Raw genomic sequence first — 18,044 nt, 5'->3', positions numbered from 1 at the left:
GCCTGCCCGCAACTACCATGGGCCGGGTGACTTCGACCCCGACCGCTGCCTCCTCGCGCGAGCGCTCGTCGGTCGCACCACCACGCACCTACCAGGTGCGTACGTACGGCTGCCAGATGAACGTGCACGATTCCGAGCGGCTGGCAGGCCTGCTCGAGGCGGCCGGATACCAGCGTGCGACCGACGAGCGCTCGCGCGAGGAGGCAGCGGTCGGGGTCGAAGTCACCCGGCCCATGGTAGTTACGGGCGGCAACACAGCGTTAATCGAGCGGATTCACGAGTCGGGGACAAGCTGCGCTTTCCCTGGGTAAGGTCTGCGTCCATGGGCACGCCGATGGTCTCGATCAAGGGCGTCAACAAACACTTCGGTGATCTGCATGTGCTCAGGGACATCAACCTGGATGTCGACCGGGGTGAGGTGATCGTCGTGCTGGGGCCGTCCGGTTCGGGCAAATCGACGTTGTGCCGCACCATCAATCGGCTCGAGACCATCGAGTCCGGCACCATCGAGATAGACGGCGAAGTCCTGCCCGAGGAGGGACGCAAGCTGGCGCAGCTGCGGTCAGACGTCGGCATGGTGTTCCAGTCGTTCAATCTGTTCGCGCACAAGACAATTCTGGAAAACGTCGCGCTGGCGCCGCGCAAAGTCCGCAAGGCGTCGAAAGAGGACGCGCGCCGCAAGGCGATAGAGCTGCTCGAGCGCGTCGGAGTGGCCAACCAGGCCGAGAAGTACCCCGCCCAGCTATCGGGTGGCCAGCAGCAGCGGGTGGCGATCGCCCGGTCGCTGGCGATGAACCCGAAGGTGATGCTGTTCGACGAGCCGACCAGCGCGCTGGACCCGGAGATGATCAGCGAGGTGCTGTCGGTGATGACCTCGCTGGCCAAGGACGGGATGACAATGATCGTGGTCACCCATGAGATGGGCTTTGCCCGCGGCGCGGCCAACCGGGTGGTGTTCATGTCCGACGGCGCGATCGTCGAGGCCGCCGAACCCAGGGAGTTCTTCGAACATCCCCGCTCCGATCGCGCCAAAGATTTCCTCGGCAAGATCCTCAAGCACTGAGAGCACTGACGCCCCGGCGAAAGGAAACCGATATGCCGTCCTTCTCATTGCGCGTCGCAGGTGCCGTCGCGCTGTCGCTGGCCCTGCCGCTCGCCGCCACGGCCTGCGGTGGTGGTGACGAGAACAGCATCGTGATCGGGACGAAGGTCGACCAACCCGGCCTCGGGCAGAAGAGCCGCGACGGGAAGATGAGCGGCTTCGACGTCGACGTGGCCACCTACATCGCCAAGGAACTCGGTTACAGCCCTGACAAGATCGAATGGAAAGAGTCGCCGTCGGGTCAGCGCGAGACGCTGATCCAGAACGACCAGGTGAAGTTTATCGCCGCTACCTACTCGATCACCGACGCCCGCAAGCAGAAGGTCAGCTTCGCCGGGCCGTACCTGGTCACCGGGCAGAGCCTGCTGGTCAAGGCCGACAACAAGGACATCACCGGCGCCCAGTCGCTGCAAAACAACAAGAAACTGTGCTCGGTGTCGGGATCCACACCGGCGCAGCGGATCAAGGATGAGTACCCGGGCGTGCAACTGCAGCAGTACGACACGTATTCGGCGTGCGTGGAGGCGCTGAAAAACGGGGCGATCGACGCGGTCACCACAGACGAGGTGATCCTCGCCGGCTACGCGGCCCAAAGCCCGGGCGTGTTCAAGATCGTCGGCAAGCCGTTCTCGGAGGAGCGCTACGGGATCGGCTTGAAGAAGGGCGACACCGAGCTGTGCAACAAGATCAGCGACGCCATCAAGAAGATGGTGTCCGACGGCGCCTGGAAGTCCGCGTGGGACAAGAACCTCGGTCCGGCGGGTATCCCCGCACCCGCGCCGCCGGCTGTCGCCCCCTGCTGAGCCCGGCGCAGCTGACACGCCGCTAATGGAGGTCCTTCCCGGATACCCCGTCGGCCAGATCCTCGAGGCGTTCTGGACGACGATCGAGCTGACGGTTTTCGCCGCCATCGGCGCGCTGATTCTCGGCACGCTTCTTGCCGCGATGCGGCTCTCGCCCGTGCCGGTGATGAACTGGATCGGCACCGCCTACGTCAACGTGGTGCGCAACACTCCCCTGACGCTGATCATCCTGTTCTGCGCGTTCGGCCTGTCACAGACGCTGGGCATCACGCTCGTCGACGCGAATTCCGCGACCTCGGTCGAGGACAGCAACTTTCGGCTGGCCGTTCTCGGGTTGACCGTCTACACGGCGTCGTTCGTCTGCGAGACGGTGCGCTCCGGAGTTAACACGATTCCCCTCGGACAGGCCGAGGCGGCGCGGTCTTTGGGCTTCACATTCGGACAGAACCTCCGAATGATCCTGCTGCCACAGGCCTTTCGCGCGGTCATCATTCCGCTGGGGTCGGTGTTGATCGCGCTGACCAAGAACACGACGATCACGTCGGCGATCGGTGTGGCCGAGGCCGCGCTGCTGATGAAGGAGATAATCGAGAACACCGCCGCGCTGTTGACCGTCGGCGCGATCTTCGCCTTCGGGTTCGTGGTCCTGACGCTGCCGCTGGGCTTGTTCTTCGGATGGCTGGGCAAGCGGTTGGCGGTGGCGCGCTGATGAGTGGCTCGTCGGTTCTCTTCGACGCGCCGGGGCCGCGGGGGCGGGTGCGCAACTGGGCCGTCACCGCGGTCACCGTGGTGGTCCTCGCAGTAGTGGTCTGGGTGGTGTATTCGAAGCTCGATGCGAAGGGGCAACTGACCGCCGCGAAGTGGGAACCGTTTCTGACCGCGGACCTGTGGCGGACCTACCTGCTGCCCGGCATCCGGGGCACGCTCACCGCGGCGGTGGTGTCGATCGTGCTGGCGCTGCTGCTCGGCTCAGTGCTGGGCATCGGTCGCATGTCATCACGTGGCGTGATCCGTTGGCCATGCGCAGTGTTCGTCGAGTTCTTCCGCGCGGTGCCGGTGCTGGTGATGATGCTCTTCGCCTTCGGCCTGTTCGCGCTCTACGACGTGTTCCCCGGAAAGCAGTTAGCGCTGGCCGGCGTGATTGCGGGTCTGACGTTCTACAACAGCGCCGTGATCGCCGAGATCGTGCGCGCGGGAGTGAACGCGCTGCCGCGCGGGCAGTCGGAGGCGGCGTTCGCACTGGGCCTGACGTGGGGCCAGATTATGCGGTCGGTCCTGCTGCCGCAGGCCGTTACGTCGATGCTGCCGGTGCTGGTGTCGCAGATGGTGGTGGTGCTGAAGGACACCGCGATCGGATATCAGATCACGTTCCTCGAAATCGTGCGCGAGGGCAGGAACGTCGGTTCGGAGTATGAAAACTACATCCCCGCCTTGATCGTCGTCGCCGCGCTGATGATCGTCGTCAACTTCGCGCTGTCGTGGTTCGCCACCTGGCTCGAGGGGCGAATGCGCCGCTCGCGTCGCGCGCCCCTGCCGCTGGACCCCGAGGCCATCGAGCAGGAGGGCGCGCCCGGCAGCGAGGTCACCACTCGCTAGATCAGCTCGGCGCAGCGTTTCAATTGGTCGGTTGTCGGCGGCTGATAGAACGACAGCACGGCATGCCCGCAGCCGAGGGTTTCCAGTTCAGGAAGTGTGGCCAACTGCTGCTCGAGATGGTCGTCCTGCGCAGGCTGGATGAACAGCTGCACCGAACGCCGGATCACTGACGGGTCGCGGCCGACCTCCCTGCAGGCTTGGTCGAGCTCCGTGCTGGTCTTGGCCCACTGCGCGACGTTGCCGTGGCTGGGCACGTTCCACTCGTCGGCATGGCGCGCGATGACCTTGAGCATCTTCGGCTTCTCGCCTCCGACGACGATCGGCGGATGCGGCCGCTGCAGCGGTTTCGGTTCACACAGCGCGTCACGCAGCGTGTAGAACTCGCCGTCGAAGCCGACGGACTCTTCCGTCCACAGCCTCTTGATGAGCGTCAGCGCTTCGTCCAGCATGGCCACCCGCGTTCCCGCACTGGGGAATTCGATGCCGTATCCGCGATGCTCGGCCTCATGCCAGCCGGCGCCGAGCCCGAAATCCAGCCGCCCGCCGCTGATGTGGTCGACGGTCACCGCCATCTTCGCCAGCACCGCCGGGTTGCGATACGTCACACCGGTAACCATGCAACTCACCCGGGCGCGCCGCACCACCGCCGCCATCGCCCCCAGCGACGTCCACCCCTCCATCGTCGGAACGGGGTGGTCGATCAACCCGTAGAAGTGGTCGTAGTTGGCGATGGAATGGAATCCGAGTTCGTCTGCCGTGCGCCAGAACCGTTCCAGCACCGGATAGTCGAAGGTCGGGGCGATCTTGGCCGACAGCAGCATGGCCGCCAACCTACCGGTGAGCTAGACGCGACGGCGCTCCCGCTCGCAGGCGAGTTCGAGGGTGACCACGTCGAGCGCCATCGATTGGCTGTAGCCGCGCCGCGCCAGCATTCCGACCAGCCTACGCATCACCTTCGCGTCGTCGTCTCCGTCGAGCCGTTCCCGGCGCAACTTGTCCCGCACCAGCTGTTCTGCACGCTCGCGTTCGGCGCTGGCGTCGATCTCTGCCAGCGCCGCGGAGATGACGTCATTGTCGACCCCCTTGGTGCGAAGCTCAGCGGCCAACGCGCGCTTGCCCTTTCCGGCGTTGAGACGACGCGACCGCACCCACTGCTCGGCGAAGCCGGCGTCGTCGACCAGGCCGACCTCGGCCAGCCTGTCGAGCACCTGGGTGCTGACGTCGTCGGGATAGCCGCGCTTGGTCAGCTGGGCCGCCAGTTCGGCTCGGGTGCGCGCCCTCACGGTGAGCAGGCGCAGGCACAGGTTCCTGGCCTGCTCCTCGCGAGAGGCTTCGACCGGCTTAGAAGTCGACGGGGGCGGGCAGTACGTCATCACTCACGTCATCGGTGATCACGGCGCCAATGCCGAGCTTCTCCTTGATTTTCTTCTCGATCTCGTTGGCCACATCGGTGTTCTCGAGCAGGAAGTTCCGCGCGTTCTCCTTGCCCTGGCCCAGCTGCTCACCCTCGTAGGTGAACCACGAACCGGACTTGCGGATGAAGCCCTGCTCGACACCCATGTCGATGAGCGAGCCCTCCCGGCTGATGCCCTTGCCGTAGAGGATGTCGAACTCGGCCTGCTTGAACGGCGGCGACACCTTGTTCTTGACGACCTTGACGCGGGTGCGGTTGCCGACCGCGTCGGTGCCGTCCTTCAGCGTCTCGATGCGCCGGACGTCCATGCGAACCGAGGCGTAGAACTTCAGCGCCTTGCCACCGGTCGTCGTTTCTGGCGAGTTGTGCACCATGACACCGTCAACGAAGTAGTTGTGATTGCCTTCGACCTCGATGTCGAATCGGTTCATCGACCGCGTGTGCGGCTTGACGTGAATGTCGAGGACCCGGGCTGGAACCAAGCGCTGTGTGGGCTCGACGAATTGGGGCGTCACCGTGCTTTGGCCGCGGAACCGCGGAAGCAGCTTGTACTCCATCGACGGAGCCATGTACGGCGCCACCAGTTCCTGGAACTTCGTCGACGCGTTGGTGGAGAACACCAATACAACCTTGCCGCGCGCACCCGAGTGACGCAGCCGCACATCCAGGCCATGGGTGTCACGCAGATAGTCGCGTAGCCGGGTGCGGGTGCCCTCACTCATCGCTTCGACACAGATCTCGATACGTCCGCTGCCACCGGCGGTGCGCTTCTGAACACCCTTGGACCGCACAGTGAATCCGCCATCATCCATGTACCAGATCGCCAGCGCCAGCGGAGTAAGTGCCTTGAGGTATTCCTCGGAGAGAAACTTCTTGCCGTCACCGAGGTACACCGCACGTTGCAACTCGGTCAACTCAGGTAGCGGGGTGAAGTCGACAAACCGTGCCCCCGCGGCATTCTCGCGGACCGAATGCCCGATATTGCCCATCAGCGCGGTCTTCCACTCCAGGTACTCCACCTGCTTGGCATCGTGTCCGAGACGGAACCGCACGCCGTTGCGGTCCCGTCGGTTGGGCGACAGGTTTCCGTCACCCATCAGGGAGCCGAGGACCACCTGGAACTGCTGATCGCTGAGCCGGTGCGGCTCGGCGGTCATCACCCGATCACCGGCGATGAGATCGCCTGCTTCCGTCCATCCACCAGGTGTGCGGATCAAGTGGTTCGGTGTTGCGGCGAACTGTGACTTGCCGTTGCCGCCTGACTTTTCGACGGTGAACTGGAGGAACTGCTCAGCAGGACCGTTGTTGAACCAGTTCACCACCTTGCGGGGCACGACCCGGTCGGTGTTCGGGTCGTAGGACAGCACCTCGACGTCCATCTTCTGGTTGACGATCTTGCCGATCTTCTCGGTCGTGCCGTCGGCCAGCTGTACCCGAGTGCTGTAGTTGAAGCACCCGAACATGACCCCGATTTTTTCGCGAAGCTGATTGATGAAGATCGCGGTGGTGCCCGAATTGTTCAATGCGCCGGTCATTTTGCGCAGCGCCTGGCTCATCAGCCGGGCCTGCAGACCGACATGGCTGTCACCCATCTCGCCTTCGATCTCGGCGCGCGGCACCAGCGCGGCCACCGAGTCGATGACCAGGATGTCCAGCGCGCCGGACCGGATCAGCATGTCGGCGATCTCCAGCGCCTGCTCGCCGGTGTCCGGCTGGGACACCAGCAGCGAGTCGGTGTCCACGCCGAGCTTCTTGGCGTATTCCGGATCCAGGGCGTGCTCGGCGTCGATGAACGCTGCGATGCCCCCCGCCGCCTGGGCGTTGGCTACCGCGTGCAGTGCGACGGTGGTCTTACCCGAGGACTCCGGGCCGTAGATCTCGACGACCCGGCCGCGCGGCAGGCCGCCGATGCCGAGCGCCACGTCCAGGGCGATGGAGCCGGTGGGGATAACGGAGATCGGCTGGCGCACTTCCTCGCCGAGCCGCATCACCGAACCCTTGCCAAAGTTCTTGTCGATCTGCGCGAGCGCCAGCTCGAGGGCTTTCTCGCGATCAGGGGCCTGCGGCATTTGAGTCTCCCGTTCTCATGTGTTCGGTTGATCGGTGATCGATCAGTTGGCCGTGACGCTAGAGGCCGCCACCGACAAGTCGGCCTGACCAGCATCTAGCCGTCGAACACTGCCCACAGTAGACGAACACCTGTTCGACTCAAGCCTGACACGCCGATCGGGCGGCGGGTCGCTGAATATCGGCCTATCGTGGGATTCGCCGGCTGCGACTGAGCGGATTCACATGCACGAGATGGCGATCACCCAGAGCGTTGTGGACGCGGTGTGTGAACACGCCGCCGGACGCAAGGTTCACAGCGTCAAGCTCGAGGTCGGCGAGCTGTGCGCCCTGGTCCCCGACTCCATGCGGTTCTGCTTCGAGCTGGCCACCCAGGGCACAGTGGCCGACGGCGCCTGTCTCGATCTCGACGTCCGCCCGGGTGCCGCCCGATGCCGCACCTGCGACCGGCAGTTCGAGCTTCACGACCTGATCCTTCTGTGCCCCTGCGGAAGTGCCGATGTCGACGTGCTGGCCGGCCACGACCTACGAATCCTCTCCATGGAGGTGAGCTGACGATGTGTGCAACATGTGGCTGCGGCGAAGACGGCGCCGTCATCACCGTGCCCGGACACGTCCGCGAGCACGAGCACGAGCACGAGCCCGGGCACGAGCACCACCACGGACACACCGAAACCGTGACGCTGGAGCAGAAGGTCCTCGAGAAGAACGATCTGCTAGCCGACAAGAACCGGCAATGGCTGCGCACCCGCGGCATTTTCGCGCTCAACGTCACCAGCTCGCCGGGTGCGGGCAAGACGACGCTTCTCGAACGCACCATCCGCGAGCTGAGACCCGTCTGGCCCGTCGCCGTTATCGAAGGGGACCAGGAGACGCTGCTGGATGCCGAACGAATCCGCGCCGCGGGCGCCCGGGCGGTTCAGGTCAACACCGGCGCAGGCTGCCACCTCGATGCCGACATGGTGCACCGGGCTCTGCACACGCTCGAACCGGAAGCCTGCTCGCTGCTGTTTATCGAGAATGTGGGCAACCTGGTGTGCCCCGCACTCTTCGACCTCGGCGAGCACAGCAAAGTCGTTGTCATCTCGGTAACCGAGGGGGCGGACAAGCCGCTCAAGTATCCGCACATGTTTGCTGCAGCGGGACTCGTTATCGTCAACAAGATCGACCTAGCGCCGTATGTGGACTTCGATCTTGAAAGCTTGGCTGCCTATGCTCGCGCTGTTAACCCCGGCGTGAATATTTTGCCCCTCTCTGCGACAAGCGGTGAGGGTGTCGAGGCATGGTACGACTGGATCGCGCTACGGGCGGGCCGACCGGCAAACACCCGTACGGCCACAGAATCCGTTGACAACAGAACTAGCTCGGAGTAAACCCAGAACCAGCGCTCCATACGCGGGCGCCAACGTCCAATGTGACGAATGGGGTCCCCAGCCCGGGCCCCGGAAAGCTGTGACATATGCCAATCGAGGCAGCAGTCAAAGCGGAGGAAGCGCTGATTCACGTTCTATGGATCAACGCGGGGTTGAGTTGCGACGGTGATTCTGTGGCGCTGACTGCCGCCACACAACCCAGTGTCGAAGAGATTGCCCTTGGTGCACTCCCCGGCCTGCCGAAGATCGCCGTGCACTGGCCCCTGATCGATTTCGAATGCGGCCCAAACGGGGGAGCCGACGACTTCCTCGCATGGTTCTTCAAGGCCGACCGCGGAGAACTCGACCCGTTCGTACTCGTCGTTGAGGGTTCCATTCCGAACGAGCAGCTCCACGACGAAGGTTACTGGTGCGGTTTCGGCAACAATCCCGCGACGGGCCAGCCGATGACCACCAGTGAGTGGTTGGATCGGCTCGCACCGAAGGCCACCGCGATCGTCGCGGTCGGAACGTGCGCGACGTACGGCGGCATCCACGCGATGGCGGGCAATCCCACCGGCGCTATGGGCGTGCCCGACTATCTCGGGTGGGACTGGAAGAGCAAGGCCGGCATCCCCATCGTGTGCGTGCCCGGCTGCCCGATCCATCCGGACAATCTGGCTGAGACGTTGACCTACCTGCTGTACATGGCCACCGATCAGGCCCCGATGATTCCGCTCGACGATGCGTTGCGGCCCCAATGGTTGTTCGGTGCATCGGTACATGAGGGATGTGACCGCGCCGGCTACTACGAGCAAGGCGACTTCGCCACCGAGTACGGATCCCCGAAATGCATTGTAAAGCTGGGCTGCTGGGGCCCAGTGGTCAAGTGCAACGTGCCGAAGCGGGGATGGATCAACGGCATCGGCGGCTGCCCGAACGTCGGCGGCATCTGCATCGGCTGCACGATGCCCGGTTTCCCGGACAAGTTCATGCCGTTCATGGACGAACCACCCGGCGGGAAGGTCTCCACGACGGGCTCGAAGATGTACGGCTCAGTCATCCGAAGCCTGCGGCATGTGACCGGTCGGACGGTCGACAAAGAACCGAAGTGGCGCCATCCCGGCGAGAAACTGACCACTGGGGCAACCCGCACCTGGTAGGTGCGGGCGCTCCGGCGCGCACCGCGGCTCTGTCCAGCATGACAAAAGCTTTATGCCGTCGTGCATTTCATTCATAGAGAGAAGTTCTGATGACAACGATCATCCCCGAACCGTCACACGTGAAGCGCGAACCCGGTCAGCTCGTTGAGATGGCATGGGACCCGATCACCCGCATCGTGGGCAGTCTCGGCATCTATACCAAGATCGACTTCGACAACAGGGAAGTCGTCGAGTGTCACAGCACGTCGTCGATCTTCCGTGGTTACTCGATCTTCATGAAGGGCAAGGATCCTCGCGACGCCCACTTCATCACCAGCCGCATCTGCGGCATCTGCGGTGACAACCACGCCACGTGCTCGTGCTACTGCCAGAACATGGCATACGGCGTGAAGCCGCCGCACCTCGGTGAATGGTTGATCAACCTCGGCGAGGCCGCGGAATACATGTTCGACCACAACATCTTCCAAGAGAACCTGGTCGGCGTGGACTACTGCGAGAAGATGGTGTCCGAAACCAACCCGAGTGTGCTCGCCAAGGCTGAGAACACCCAGGCGCCACATGCCGACATGCACGGCTACCGGACGATCGCCGACATCATGCGCGCACTCAACCCGTTCACCGGCGAGTTTTACCGCGAGGCGCTACAGACCAGCCGCTACACCCGCGAGATGTTCTGTCTGATGGAAGGCAGACACGTGCACCCGTCCACGCTGTATCCGGGCGGCATCGGCACGACGGCCACCATCCAGTTGATGACGGACTACATGACCCGGCTCATGCGCTATGTCGAGTTCATGAAGAAGGTTGTGCCGATGCACGACGACCTGTTCGATTTCTTCTACGAAGCGCTACCCGGCTACGAACAGGTGGGACTTCGCCGCACGCTGCTCGGCTGCTGGGGTTCCTTCCAGGATCCCGAGGTCTGCAACTTCGACTACAAGGACATGGAGAAGTGGGGCAATGCCATGTTCGTCACGCCCGGCGTGGTGATCGACGGCAAGCTGCACACCCATTCGCTGGTTGACATCAACCTGGGCATCCGAATCCTGCTGGGCCACAGTTATTACGATGACTGGGAAGACCAGGAGATGTTCGTCAAGACCGACCCGTTGGGTAATCCGGTGGATCGCCGCCATCCGTGGAACCAGCACACCAACCCGCGTCCGCAGAAGCGCGACTTCGACGAGAACTACAGCTGGGTGATGTCACCGCGGTGGTTCGACGGCACCGACCACTTGGCGCTGGACACCGGCGGTGGTCCGCTGGCACGGCTGTGGTCCACGGCGCTGGCGGGCCTAGTCGACATCGGCTACGTCAAGGCCACGGGCAACAGCGTGCAGATCAACTTGCCGAAGACGGCGCTGAAAGGTCCGGCCGAGCTGGAATGGAAAGTGCCGCAGCATGGCAGCAACACGATCGAGCGTAACCGCGCCCGGACGTACTTCCAGGCCTATGCGGCGGCCTGCGCGCTCCATTTCGCCGAGAAGGCGCTCATCGAGATCCGCGCCGGCCGCACCAAGACCTGGGAGAAGTTCGACGTCCCCAAGGAGGGCATCGGCTGCGGCTTCACCGAGGCGGTGCGCGGAGTCCTGAGTCACCACATGGTGATTCGCGACGGCAAGATCGCGAACTATCACCCGTACCCGCCGACGCCGTGGAACGCCAATCCCCGCGACAGCTACGGCACGCCGGGCCCGTACGAGGATGCGGTGCAGGGTCAACCGATCTTCGAGGAGAACGACAGGGAGCACTTCAAGGGTATCGACGTCATGCGTACGGTGCGCAGCTTCGATCCGTGCCTGCCCTGCGGTGTGCACATGTATCTGGGAAACGGGAAGACGCTCGAGAGGTTGCACTCCCCCACCCAGTCCGCCACCGGGGAGTGACAGATGCCGCATCGCCCGGGAAACCCCGAACAAGATGCACGGTGGCGCATGTCGGGCGAGCGGATACAGAACCTCCTCGACGCCAGCGCAGCCGGTGGCGCTGTCGCCCACGAGCGCGCCGAACAGTTGGTCCGCGAAGTGACCGACCTCTACGGCGCCTGCGTCGAACGGATGATGGGCATCGCCGTGGATCGGCATCCCGAGCTCGCAGACGCGTTCGCCGGCGACGGCCTCGTCGCCAGCCTGCTGCTGGTGCACGGTCTCCACCCGCACTCGGTCGAGCGACGGATCCAGGATGCGCTGAACAGCGTGCGGCCCTACCTCGGCTCGCACGGCGGGGACGTGCATCTGCTCGAGGTCGACGGCGACGTGGTCCGGTTGCGGTTCGCAGGCAGCTGCAAGAGCTGTCCGTCGTCGGCGATCACCCTCGAGCTGGCGGTCGAGGACGCGGTACGCGCTGTGGCGCCGGAGATTTCGTCGATCGAGGTGGTGGCCGCGGAGACGGACGGCCCATCGGCGGTCATTGCGGCCGACAGCCTCATGAGCCACGTCCGCAGTACCCCGCGGAACGGGCATGCGTGGCATGCGGTGCCCGACGTTGCCGGCCTCGCGCCCGGAGAGGTCGGCGGGTTCGCGGTGGCGGGCACGACCGTGTTGGCGTGCCGCGTGGGTGACCGCGTGTTCGCCTACCTCGACCGGTGCGGCCGTTGCGGCGAGTCACTGGCGGGCGCCGTACTGCACCGCCGCATGGGTTCGGCCGCAGACGACGCCGTGCTGCGATGCCCGCGCTGCCATGCCCACTTCGACGTCGTGCACGCCGGTGCCTGCGTCGACGGGAACGGCTCGGCCGCAGCACATCTCGAGCCGGTCCCGCTTTTGGAACGTGACGGGGTTCTGTCGATGGCGGTGGTGTCGTGATTGCGAGCGAGAAGCGGGGGCGAATCGCGCATGAATAGCGCTTATGACGTGCTCGCGCGCATTCGCGCGGCATCGGCACCCCAACCGGCAGGCGAGCGGTGCGAGATGTGCGCCGAGGCGATCGCCGACGAGCATCAGCATGTGGTCAATGTCGAGGGCCGACAGTTGATGTGTGTCTGCCGGGGTTGCTATCTGTTGTTCACCGACACCCAGGCGGACCTGCGCTACCGGGCCATCCCCGATCGCTATCTCGTTTTTCCGGACTTCGCCCTGGACAGGGGGCATTGGGAGACGCTGCAGATTCCCGTCGGCCTCGCGTTCTTCTTCCGCAATTCGATGCTGGATCGCACGGTGGCGTTCTATCCGGGGCCCGCCGGCGCCACGGAGTCGGAGCTGGATCTCAAGGCGTGGAACGAGATCCGCACATCCGACCCGCGCGTGGACATACTCGCCGACGACACGGAGGCGTTGCTGGTTCGGGTGCCCGACGACGAAGGATCGGCGCTGCACGGATATCTACTGCCCGTCGACGCCTGCTACGAGTTCGTCGGCCGGTTGCGGTTGATGTGGCACGGCTTCGACGGCGGCCACCAGGTAAACGCGTTCATCGACGATTTCTTCCGCATGCTCGAAGAGCGCAGCGAGGCGGTGGCTCGCGCATGACAGACCTCACGTTCACCGTCGTCGAGGTGGAACCGGAGCCGTTCGCGGTCACACCGGTGCTCAACGCGCGACTGGGCATCGGCGCGGTGGGCGAGGACCCGGTACATGCGATCGCGCTTCGCTGCCAGGTGCGGATCGAGCCGATGCGCCGAGGTTACACCGACGAGGAAGCCGCCGGTCTGCTCGACCTCTTCGGTCCCCGTGAGCGTTGGTCGACCACGTTGCACAATTTCCAATGGCTGCAGACCAGCACGATGGTCCAGGGATTCAGCGGCGCCACCCAGGGCAGTCTCCCGTTGGAGTGCACCTACGACTTCGACGTGGCCGCCGCAAAGTATCTGCACGCGCTGCGCGACGGATACGTACCGTTGCAATTCCTTTTCAGCGGAACGATTTTCTCGAAGGGTCCCCGCGGATTCGCGGTGCAGCAGGTGCCGTGGGATTGCGAGGACCGCTTCGAGATGCCTGTCTTGGTGTGGCGAGATCTCATCCGGCAGCACTACCCCAACACCGGCTGGTTGAGGCTGGACCACGACACCATCGAAGCGCTGGTGGCGTACCGGTCGGCGCGCGGACTGATCTCCTTCGACGAGGCGGTCACCTCCCTGCTTGCGGCGAGTTCGACGGAGAAGGTCCAATGACCACGCAGTGGGATCGTGCCCGCGCCGTCGCAGACGCGGTTCTCTACGAGGGCTACCTGCTCTATCCGTACCGCGCCAATTCGCAGAAGAACCAGATCCGTTGGCAGTTCGGCGTGCTGGGGCCGGCCGGCGCCGCGCACGCCGGACTCGGCGAGGACGACTCGTTGGCGGCACAGATACTCATAGCGCCGGGGACGAGACCGACTGTCTCGATCAAGCTGCGTTTCCTGCAACTGCAGCACAGAGGCGTCGAGAAAGCGCAAAACGACGGACGTTTCGAGCCAGTCGATGAGCTCGTTTCGGGTTCGCAGTCATGGCTGCGTTGGGACGAGGCGGTAGAGCGTGAAGTCTCGTTCGGACCTCTGGATGTCGAATCCGGCCTGGCGCTCACGTTTCCGATAGAGGTCGACGCGGGCACCGACATCGAACTCGTCGACGGTGGGAGGCTGGTGCGCTCGCGACGCGCGTTGCACGCGCGCCTCGAGGTGTCGGCAGAACGCGACGAGGGACTCGTGCGCCTCACCGTGTCCGTGCGCAACACCACGGCGCCCGCCGCCACCAAGGATGACGCGACCGCGGTGTCGCTGATCGGAACTCACCTCATCGCCGAGGTTGACGACGGTGACTTCGTGTCGCTTCTCGAGCCGCCGGCGTCGGCCGCCAACGCTGTCGCACGATGCCGCCACCACCGCTGCTTCCCCGTTCTCGCCGGGCCACAAGACGACCACGCGCTGATGCTTATATCGCCGATCATCCTGTACGACCATCCCGAGATCGCCGAGCAGAGCAGAGGCGCGCTGTACGACTCCACCGAGATCGACGAGATCCTCACATTGCGGATCATGACGATGACCGACGAGGAAAAGGCAGTCGCGCGCGCCACGGACCCGTTGGCCGCCCAGATCATCGACCGCTGTGACTCGATGTCCCCCGAGGCAATGCTCAACCTGCACGGTGTGCTGCGCGACCCGCACGAACTCGATGAGGCGGCGGGCCTGATCCCGGACATACCCGAGGGTGTGGACTGGTGGGATCCCTTGGCGGACAACGCGGTACGACCCGATATCGATGCCGTGCTGGTCAACGGCGTAAAGGTGAGCCGCGGCAGCAGGGTGCGGCTTCATCCGTCCCGGCGCGCCGATGCCCAGGACCTGTTCTTCGCCGACAAGACGGCGGTCGTCACCTCCGTGCACGAAACCGTCGACGGCGACCAGCATGTCGGTGTAGTGCTCGAGGACGACCCGGCTGCCGACCTGCACCAGTGGTACGGCCGCTACCTGTACTTCGCACCCGATGAGGTCGAACCGTTGAGAGAAAGGAATTCGACATGCAAGCAGTAGGCGTGACCGCGACTGTCATCGCCGGCGTCATCGTGCTCGGCGCAATCGTGATCGGGGTCCGCTCCCTGCCGGACCTGAACCGCTACCTGAAGATTCGTCGGATGTAGGAAATCAGCGAGGTGCAATCACGTCCCAGATTCTGGTAGCCGGCATCGGCAACATCTTCCTCGGTGACGACGGGTTCGGACCTGAGGTGATGCGCCATGTGCCCGAACACGTCGCGAACCCACAGGTGCGGGTGGTCGATTACGGAATCCGCGGCATGCATCTCGCCTACGACCTGTTGGACGGCTGTGACGCACTGGTTCTCGTCGATGCAATGCCGAACCGTGGCTCGCCTGGCGCCCTGCACGTTTTCGAGGCCGACCTCGAAACCCCCTCGCAGCACAGCGGTGTCGATGCACACGCGATGGATCCCGCCGCGGTGTTCGCCAGCCTCACTGCGCTCGGCGGGATCCCGCCCTACACCGTCGTGGTCGGTTGTGAGGTCGACGACGTCGACGAACGGATGGAACTCTCCGCCAGGGTGGCGGCCGCCGTTCCCGGCGCCGTGGCGGCGATCGAGAACGTCGTGGCGAACCTGCTCGACGACGCGAAGGTGGTGGGCTGAGCCATGTGTCTCGGCATTCCCGGCCAGGTGGTCCAGGTGCTGGAGGGCTACGGCGGACAACTCGCTCTCGTCAACGTCGCGGGCGAGCACCGCAAGGTCAACATCGGCATGCTGTCGGAGGAGACCTTCGCCCCAGGCGACTGGGTGATCATCCACATGGGTTTCGTCGTCGAGAAAACGGACAAAGCGGGCGCCGAAGCGGCGCTGGCCGGTTTGAAAATGATGGGGAGCGGCGAGGACGCGGAGGTCTCGCCATGACCGGGCGACGGCGGCTGCGGGTGGCCGTCAACGGCGTTGTCCAAGGCGTCGGATTTCGGCCCTTCGTCTACACCTGTGCCGCATCACTCGGGCTGTCGGGCTTCGTACACAACGACAGCACCGGCGCCGTCATCGAGGTCGAGGGCGCCGAAGCGGATCTCGACGACTTCTTGACCATGCTGGTCCATCGTGCCCCGCCGCTGGCGATCATCGACTCCGTTGATAAACAGGCCATTCCGGTCGCCGGTGGTACCGGCTTCGCGATCGCCGATACGTCTCGGTGCGGCGGTGGCCGCACGCTCGTATCCCCCGACGTCGCCATGTGCGCCGACTGTGCCGCCGAACAACGTGATCCGGGCAACCGCCGGTACCGGCACGCGTTCGTCAACTGCACCAACTGCGGCCCGCGCTTCACCATCATCGCCTCGCTGCCCTACGACCGGGCCACCACCACCATGGCCGAGTTCCCGATGTGCGCCGACTGCGAGCGCGAATACCGCGATCCGGCGGACCGGCGCTTTCACGCGCAGCCGGTGTGCTGTCCGAACTGCGGCCCCACCTTGCGGTACCGATGCGGCGATGGCGTGGGCGACGGCGAATCCGCGTTTCGCCGCGCACGGCAACTGCTGTGCGACGGCGGCATCCTCGCCGTCAAGGGCATCGGCGGCTACCACCTGGCATGCGACGCCGCCGACGAGCGCGCGGTCGCCGAGCTGCGCCGCCGCAAGCGTCGCGGTGACAAGCCGTTCGCGGTCATGGTGCCCGATCTAAATGTGGCACAACGAATCGTGGCATGCGACGACGCTTCACAGCGGCTGTTGTGCGGTCAGCAGCGGCCCATCGTGCTGATGCCTCGGCTCGCGGGCGCGCCGGTGGCCGAGTCGGTTGCCCCGCACAACCCCGACCTGGGCGTCATGCTCGCCTATACGCCGTTGCATACCTTGCTGTTCGGCCTGCCCGGCGATGAGCCCGGCCCGTCGGCGCTGGTGATGACGTCGGGCAACCTCGGCGGTGAGCCGATCTGTTTCACCGATGTCGACGCGCTGCAGCGGCTTTCGTCTCTCGCCGACGGGTGGCTGATGCATGACCGCGCGATCCTGGTTCCGTGTGACGACTCCGTGGTCCGGGTGGTGGACGGTGCCGAGATGCCGATCAGACGTTCGCGGGGTTACGCGCCGCTGCCTGTGGCCCTACCCGTGCCCGTGCCCCCAACCCTGGCCGTCGGCGGCGACCTCAAGAACACCCTGGCAGTGGCCGACCAGAAGTACGCCTGGCTCAGCCAGCACATCGGCGACATGGACGATTTGGCCACCTTGTCCGCATTCGACGCTGCCGCGCAGCATCTCGAGGCGTTGACCGGAGTGTCCCCCGAGGTCGTCGTGGCCGACTCGCACCCCGGCTATCGCTCGAGCGCTTGGGCACACCGCAATGCGGGCCCGCGTCCTGTTAGATCCGTCCAGCACCATCACGCACACGTCGCGGCGGTGATGGCCGAGCACGGGCTCGACGGTTCTCAGCGTGTGCTCGGGTTTGCGTTCGACGGAACCGGTTACGGTCCCGACGGTGCCATCTGGGGCGGCGAGGTCCTGCTCGCCGACTATAAGGGCTTCGAACGCCTGGCCCACCTGAAATACGTCCCGTTGGCCGGCGGCGATGTCAGCGTGCTGCGGCCCTACCGGATGGCACTGTCGCACCTGTGGGCGGCGGGCGTGGTCTGGCATGATGACCTGCCACCGGTGCGGGCCTGCCCGCCCGACGAGCGCCGGGTCCTGATGCAGCAACTGGAAACGGGTTTCGGGTGCGCGTCCACGTCGAGCATGGGCCGGCTGTTCGACGCCGTTTCGGCGCTGGCCGGCGTAAGACAGGTCGTCGCCTATGAGGCCCAGGCGGCCATCGAACTGGAAGGCATGTCCCGCGAAATTGACTGCGGCGCTTCGGTGTATAGCTTCGGTACCGATGACGCGGCATCACCCGTGCTCATCGACCCGGCCCCGGTTCTCTCAGCCGTCGTCGCCGACGTGCGAGCCGGCGCACCAGCAGGGGTCATCGGCGCGAGATTCCACCGCGCGGTCGCCGATATAATCGTCAGGCTCGCGGTGATGGAGGACCCCGGCGGTCAGCCGATCGCGTTATCAGGCGGGGTTTTCCAGAATGCCCTGCTGTTGCGCCTGGTGCTCGACGGTTTACGGGCCACGGGCCTTTCGGTGATCACCCATCGACATGTGCCACCC

18 protein-coding genes and 1 pseudogene are annotated in these 18,044 nt (G+C 64.8%); 16 read left to right on the top strand and 3 right to left on the bottom strand.

Going from position 1 to position 18,044, the window contains the following annotated elements:
• Nucleotides 1-17: 17 nt before the first annotated feature.
• From A5651_RS24870 to A5651_RS08755, 5 genes and pseudogenes are all read left to right on the top strand, one after another.
• Nucleotides 18-185: pseudogene (locus A5651_RS24870) on the top strand (tRNA (N6-isopentenyl adenosine(37)-C2)-methylthiotransferase MiaB); the annotation flags it as partial.
• 137 nt (nt 186-322) lie between these two features.
• Nucleotides 323-1,063, top strand: coding sequence for an amino acid ABC transporter ATP-binding protein (locus tag A5651_RS08770; RefSeq protein WP_066978367.1), 741 nt, complete (start codon nt 323-325; stop codon nt 1,061-1,063).
• Between the two features lie 32 nt (nt 1,064-1,095).
• Nucleotides 1,096-1,905, top strand: coding sequence for a glutamate ABC transporter substrate-binding protein (locus A5651_RS08765; protein ID WP_066978364.1), 810 nt, complete (start codon nt 1,096-1,098; stop codon nt 1,903-1,905).
• A 25-nt stretch (nt 1,906-1,930) separates the two neighbouring features.
• Nucleotides 1,931-2,614: an amino acid ABC transporter permease gene (locus A5651_RS08760; protein WP_066978361.1), complete on the top strand. Its 684-nt coding sequence runs from the start codon at nt 1,931-1,933 to the stop codon at nt 2,612-2,614.
• Nucleotides 2,614-3,501, top strand: a complete 888-nt coding sequence (locus A5651_RS08755; RefSeq protein ID WP_066978359.1) for an amino acid ABC transporter permease — start codon at nt 2,614-2,616, stop codon at nt 3,499-3,501. Before A5651_RS08760 ends, A5651_RS08755 begins: the two co-directional genes overlap by 1 nt.
• On the opposite strand, the gene A5651_RS08750 is transcribed toward A5651_RS08755, so the two are convergent.
• From A5651_RS08750 to recA, 3 genes are read right to left on the bottom strand one after another with little or no spacing between them, the layout of a single operon-like run.
• Nucleotides 3,498-4,322, bottom strand: a complete 825-nt coding sequence (locus tag A5651_RS08750; RefSeq protein ID WP_066978356.1) for a TIGR03560 family F420-dependent LLM class oxidoreductase — start codon at nt 4,320-4,322, stop codon at nt 3,498-3,500. The genes A5651_RS08755 and A5651_RS08750 overlap by 4 nt on opposite strands.
• Before the next feature lie 21 nt (nt 4,323-4,343).
• Complete coding sequence (gene recX / locus A5651_RS08745; RefSeq protein WP_066978355.1) at nt 4,344-4,874, bottom strand: recombination regulator RecX; 531 nt, start codon at nt 4,872-4,874, stop codon at nt 4,344-4,346.
• The gene (recA, locus tag A5651_RS08740; RefSeq protein WP_066978351.1) at nt 4,843-6,984 is read right to left on the bottom strand and encodes an intein-containing recombinase RecA; all 2,142 of its coding nucleotides are present in this window, start codon (nt 6,982-6,984) and stop codon (nt 4,843-4,845) included. Before recA ends, recX begins: the two co-directional genes overlap by 32 nt.
• A 223-nt stretch (nt 6,985-7,207) precedes the next feature.
• Between recA and A5651_RS08735 the strand changes: the two genes are divergently transcribed.
• The 11 genes from A5651_RS08735 to hypF all read left to right on the top strand — a co-directional run.
• Nucleotides 7,208-7,537 carry a hydrogenase maturation nickel metallochaperone HypA gene (locus A5651_RS08735; RefSeq protein ID WP_066978348.1) on the top strand — a complete coding sequence of 110 codons (330 nt, stop codon included), beginning with the start codon at nt 7,208-7,210 and terminating at the stop codon, nt 7,535-7,537.
• Between the two features lie 2 nt (nt 7,538-7,539).
• Nucleotides 7,540-8,355: a hydrogenase nickel incorporation protein HypB gene (gene hypB, locus A5651_RS08730; protein ID WP_082943655.1), complete on the top strand. Its 816-nt coding sequence runs from the start codon at nt 7,540-7,542 to the stop codon at nt 8,353-8,355.
• 86 nt (nt 8,356-8,441) lie between these two features.
• Nucleotides 8,442-9,497 (top strand): hydrogenase expression protein HypE, encoded by a 1,056-nt coding sequence (locus tag A5651_RS08725; RefSeq protein WP_066978344.1) that lies wholly within the window; start codon nt 8,442-8,444, stop codon nt 9,495-9,497.
• Between the two features lie 89 nt (nt 9,498-9,586).
• A complete protein-coding gene (locus tag A5651_RS08720; RefSeq protein ID WP_066978338.1) occupies nt 9,587-11,383 on the top strand; it encodes a nickel-dependent hydrogenase large subunit in 1,797 nt (598 codons plus the stop codon).
• A 3-nt stretch (nt 11,384-11,386) separates the two neighbouring features.
• On the top strand, nt 11,387-12,301 hold the full coding sequence (locus tag A5651_RS08715) for a NifU family protein (protein WP_066978335.1): 915 nt from the start codon (nt 11,387-11,389) through the stop codon (nt 12,299-12,301).
• A 30-nt stretch (nt 12,302-12,331) separates the two neighbouring features.
• Nucleotides 12,332-12,964, top strand: a complete 633-nt coding sequence (locus A5651_RS08710; RefSeq protein ID WP_066978332.1) for a DUF5947 family protein — start codon at nt 12,332-12,334, stop codon at nt 12,962-12,964.
• Nucleotides 12,961-13,605 carry a DUF6084 family protein gene (locus A5651_RS08705; RefSeq protein ID WP_066978329.1) on the top strand — a complete coding sequence of 215 codons (645 nt, stop codon included), beginning with the start codon at nt 12,961-12,963 and terminating at the stop codon, nt 13,603-13,605. Before A5651_RS08710 ends, A5651_RS08705 begins: the two co-directional genes overlap by 4 nt.
• Complete coding sequence (locus tag A5651_RS08700; RefSeq protein ID WP_066978328.1) at nt 13,602-14,945, top strand: hypothetical protein; 1,344 nt, start codon at nt 13,602-13,604, stop codon at nt 14,943-14,945. The genes A5651_RS08705 and A5651_RS08700 overlap by 4 nt, the downstream gene beginning before the upstream one ends.
• 124 nt (nt 14,946-15,069) lie before the next feature.
• Complete coding sequence (locus A5651_RS08695) at nt 15,070-15,555, top strand: hydrogenase maturation protease (protein ID WP_066978325.1); 486 nt, start codon at nt 15,070-15,072, stop codon at nt 15,553-15,555.
• A gap of 3 nt (nt 15,556-15,558) precedes the next feature.
• A complete protein-coding gene (locus tag A5651_RS08690) occupies nt 15,559-15,813 on the top strand; it encodes a HypC/HybG/HupF family hydrogenase formation chaperone (RefSeq protein ID WP_066978322.1) in 255 nt (84 codons plus the stop codon).
• A partial coding sequence (gene hypF, locus A5651_RS08685) for a carbamoyltransferase HypF (protein ID WP_066978319.1) occupies nt 15,810-18,044 on the top strand: 2,235 nt, incomplete at its 3' end. The genes A5651_RS08690 and hypF, both read left to right, overlap by 4 nt.

The sequence above is a fragment of the Mycobacterium sp. 1274761.0 genome (genome assembly GCF_001668615.1).
Lineage (GTDB): Bacteria > Actinomycetota > Actinomycetes > Mycobacteriales > Mycobacteriaceae > Mycobacterium.
The sequence above is the reverse complement of the archived record's forward strand: the minus strand, read 5'-3'. Positions and strand labels throughout refer to the sequence as shown.

Coding starts and splice junctions, on each gene's coding strand:
- recA (WP_066978351.1), bottom strand. CDS start 6,984: ATGCCGCAGGCCCCTGATCGCGAGAAAGCCCTCGAGCTGGCGCTCGCG.
- recX (WP_066978355.1), bottom strand. CDS start 4,874: ATGACGTACTGCCCGCCCCCGTCGACTTCTAAGCCGGTCGAAGCCTCT.
- A5651_RS08760 (WP_066978361.1), top strand. CDS start 1,931: ATGGAGGTCCTTCCCGGATACCCCGTCGGCCAGATCCTCGAGGCGTTC.
- A5651_RS08710 (WP_066978332.1), top strand. CDS start 12,332: ATGAATAGCGCTTATGACGTGCTCGCGCGCATTCGCGCGGCATCGGCA.
- A5651_RS08725 (WP_066978344.1), top strand. CDS start 8,442: ATGCCAATCGAGGCAGCAGTCAAAGCGGAGGAAGCGCTGATTCACGTT.
- hypB (WP_082943655.1), top strand. CDS start 7,540: ATGTGTGCAACATGTGGCTGCGGCGAAGACGGCGCCGTCATCACCGTG.
- A5651_RS08755 (WP_066978359.1), top strand. CDS start 2,614: ATGAGTGGCTCGTCGGTTCTCTTCGACGCGCCGGGGCCGCGGGGGCGG.
- A5651_RS08690 (WP_066978322.1), top strand. CDS start 15,559: ATGTGTCTCGGCATTCCCGGCCAGGTGGTCCAGGTGCTGGAGGGCTAC.
- A5651_RS08770 (WP_066978367.1), top strand. CDS start 323: ATGGGCACGCCGATGGTCTCGATCAAGGGCGTCAACAAACACTTCGGT.
- A5651_RS08720 (WP_066978338.1), top strand. CDS start 9,587: ATGACAACGATCATCCCCGAACCGTCACACGTGAAGCGCGAACCCGGT.
- A5651_RS08705 (WP_066978329.1), top strand. CDS start 12,961: ATGACAGACCTCACGTTCACCGTCGTCGAGGTGGAACCGGAGCCGTTC.
- A5651_RS08750 (WP_066978356.1), bottom strand. CDS start 4,322: ATGCTGCTGTCGGCCAAGATCGCCCCGACCTTCGACTATCCGGTGCTG.
- A5651_RS08715 (WP_066978335.1), top strand. CDS start 11,387: ATGCCGCATCGCCCGGGAAACCCCGAACAAGATGCACGGTGGCGCATG.
- A5651_RS08765 (WP_066978364.1), top strand. CDS start 1,096: ATGCCGTCCTTCTCATTGCGCGTCGCAGGTGCCGTCGCGCTGTCGCTG.
- A5651_RS08735 (WP_066978348.1), top strand. CDS start 7,208: ATGCACGAGATGGCGATCACCCAGAGCGTTGTGGACGCGGTGTGTGAA.
- A5651_RS08700 (WP_066978328.1), top strand. CDS start 13,602: ATGACCACGCAGTGGGATCGTGCCCGCGCCGTCGCAGACGCGGTTCTC.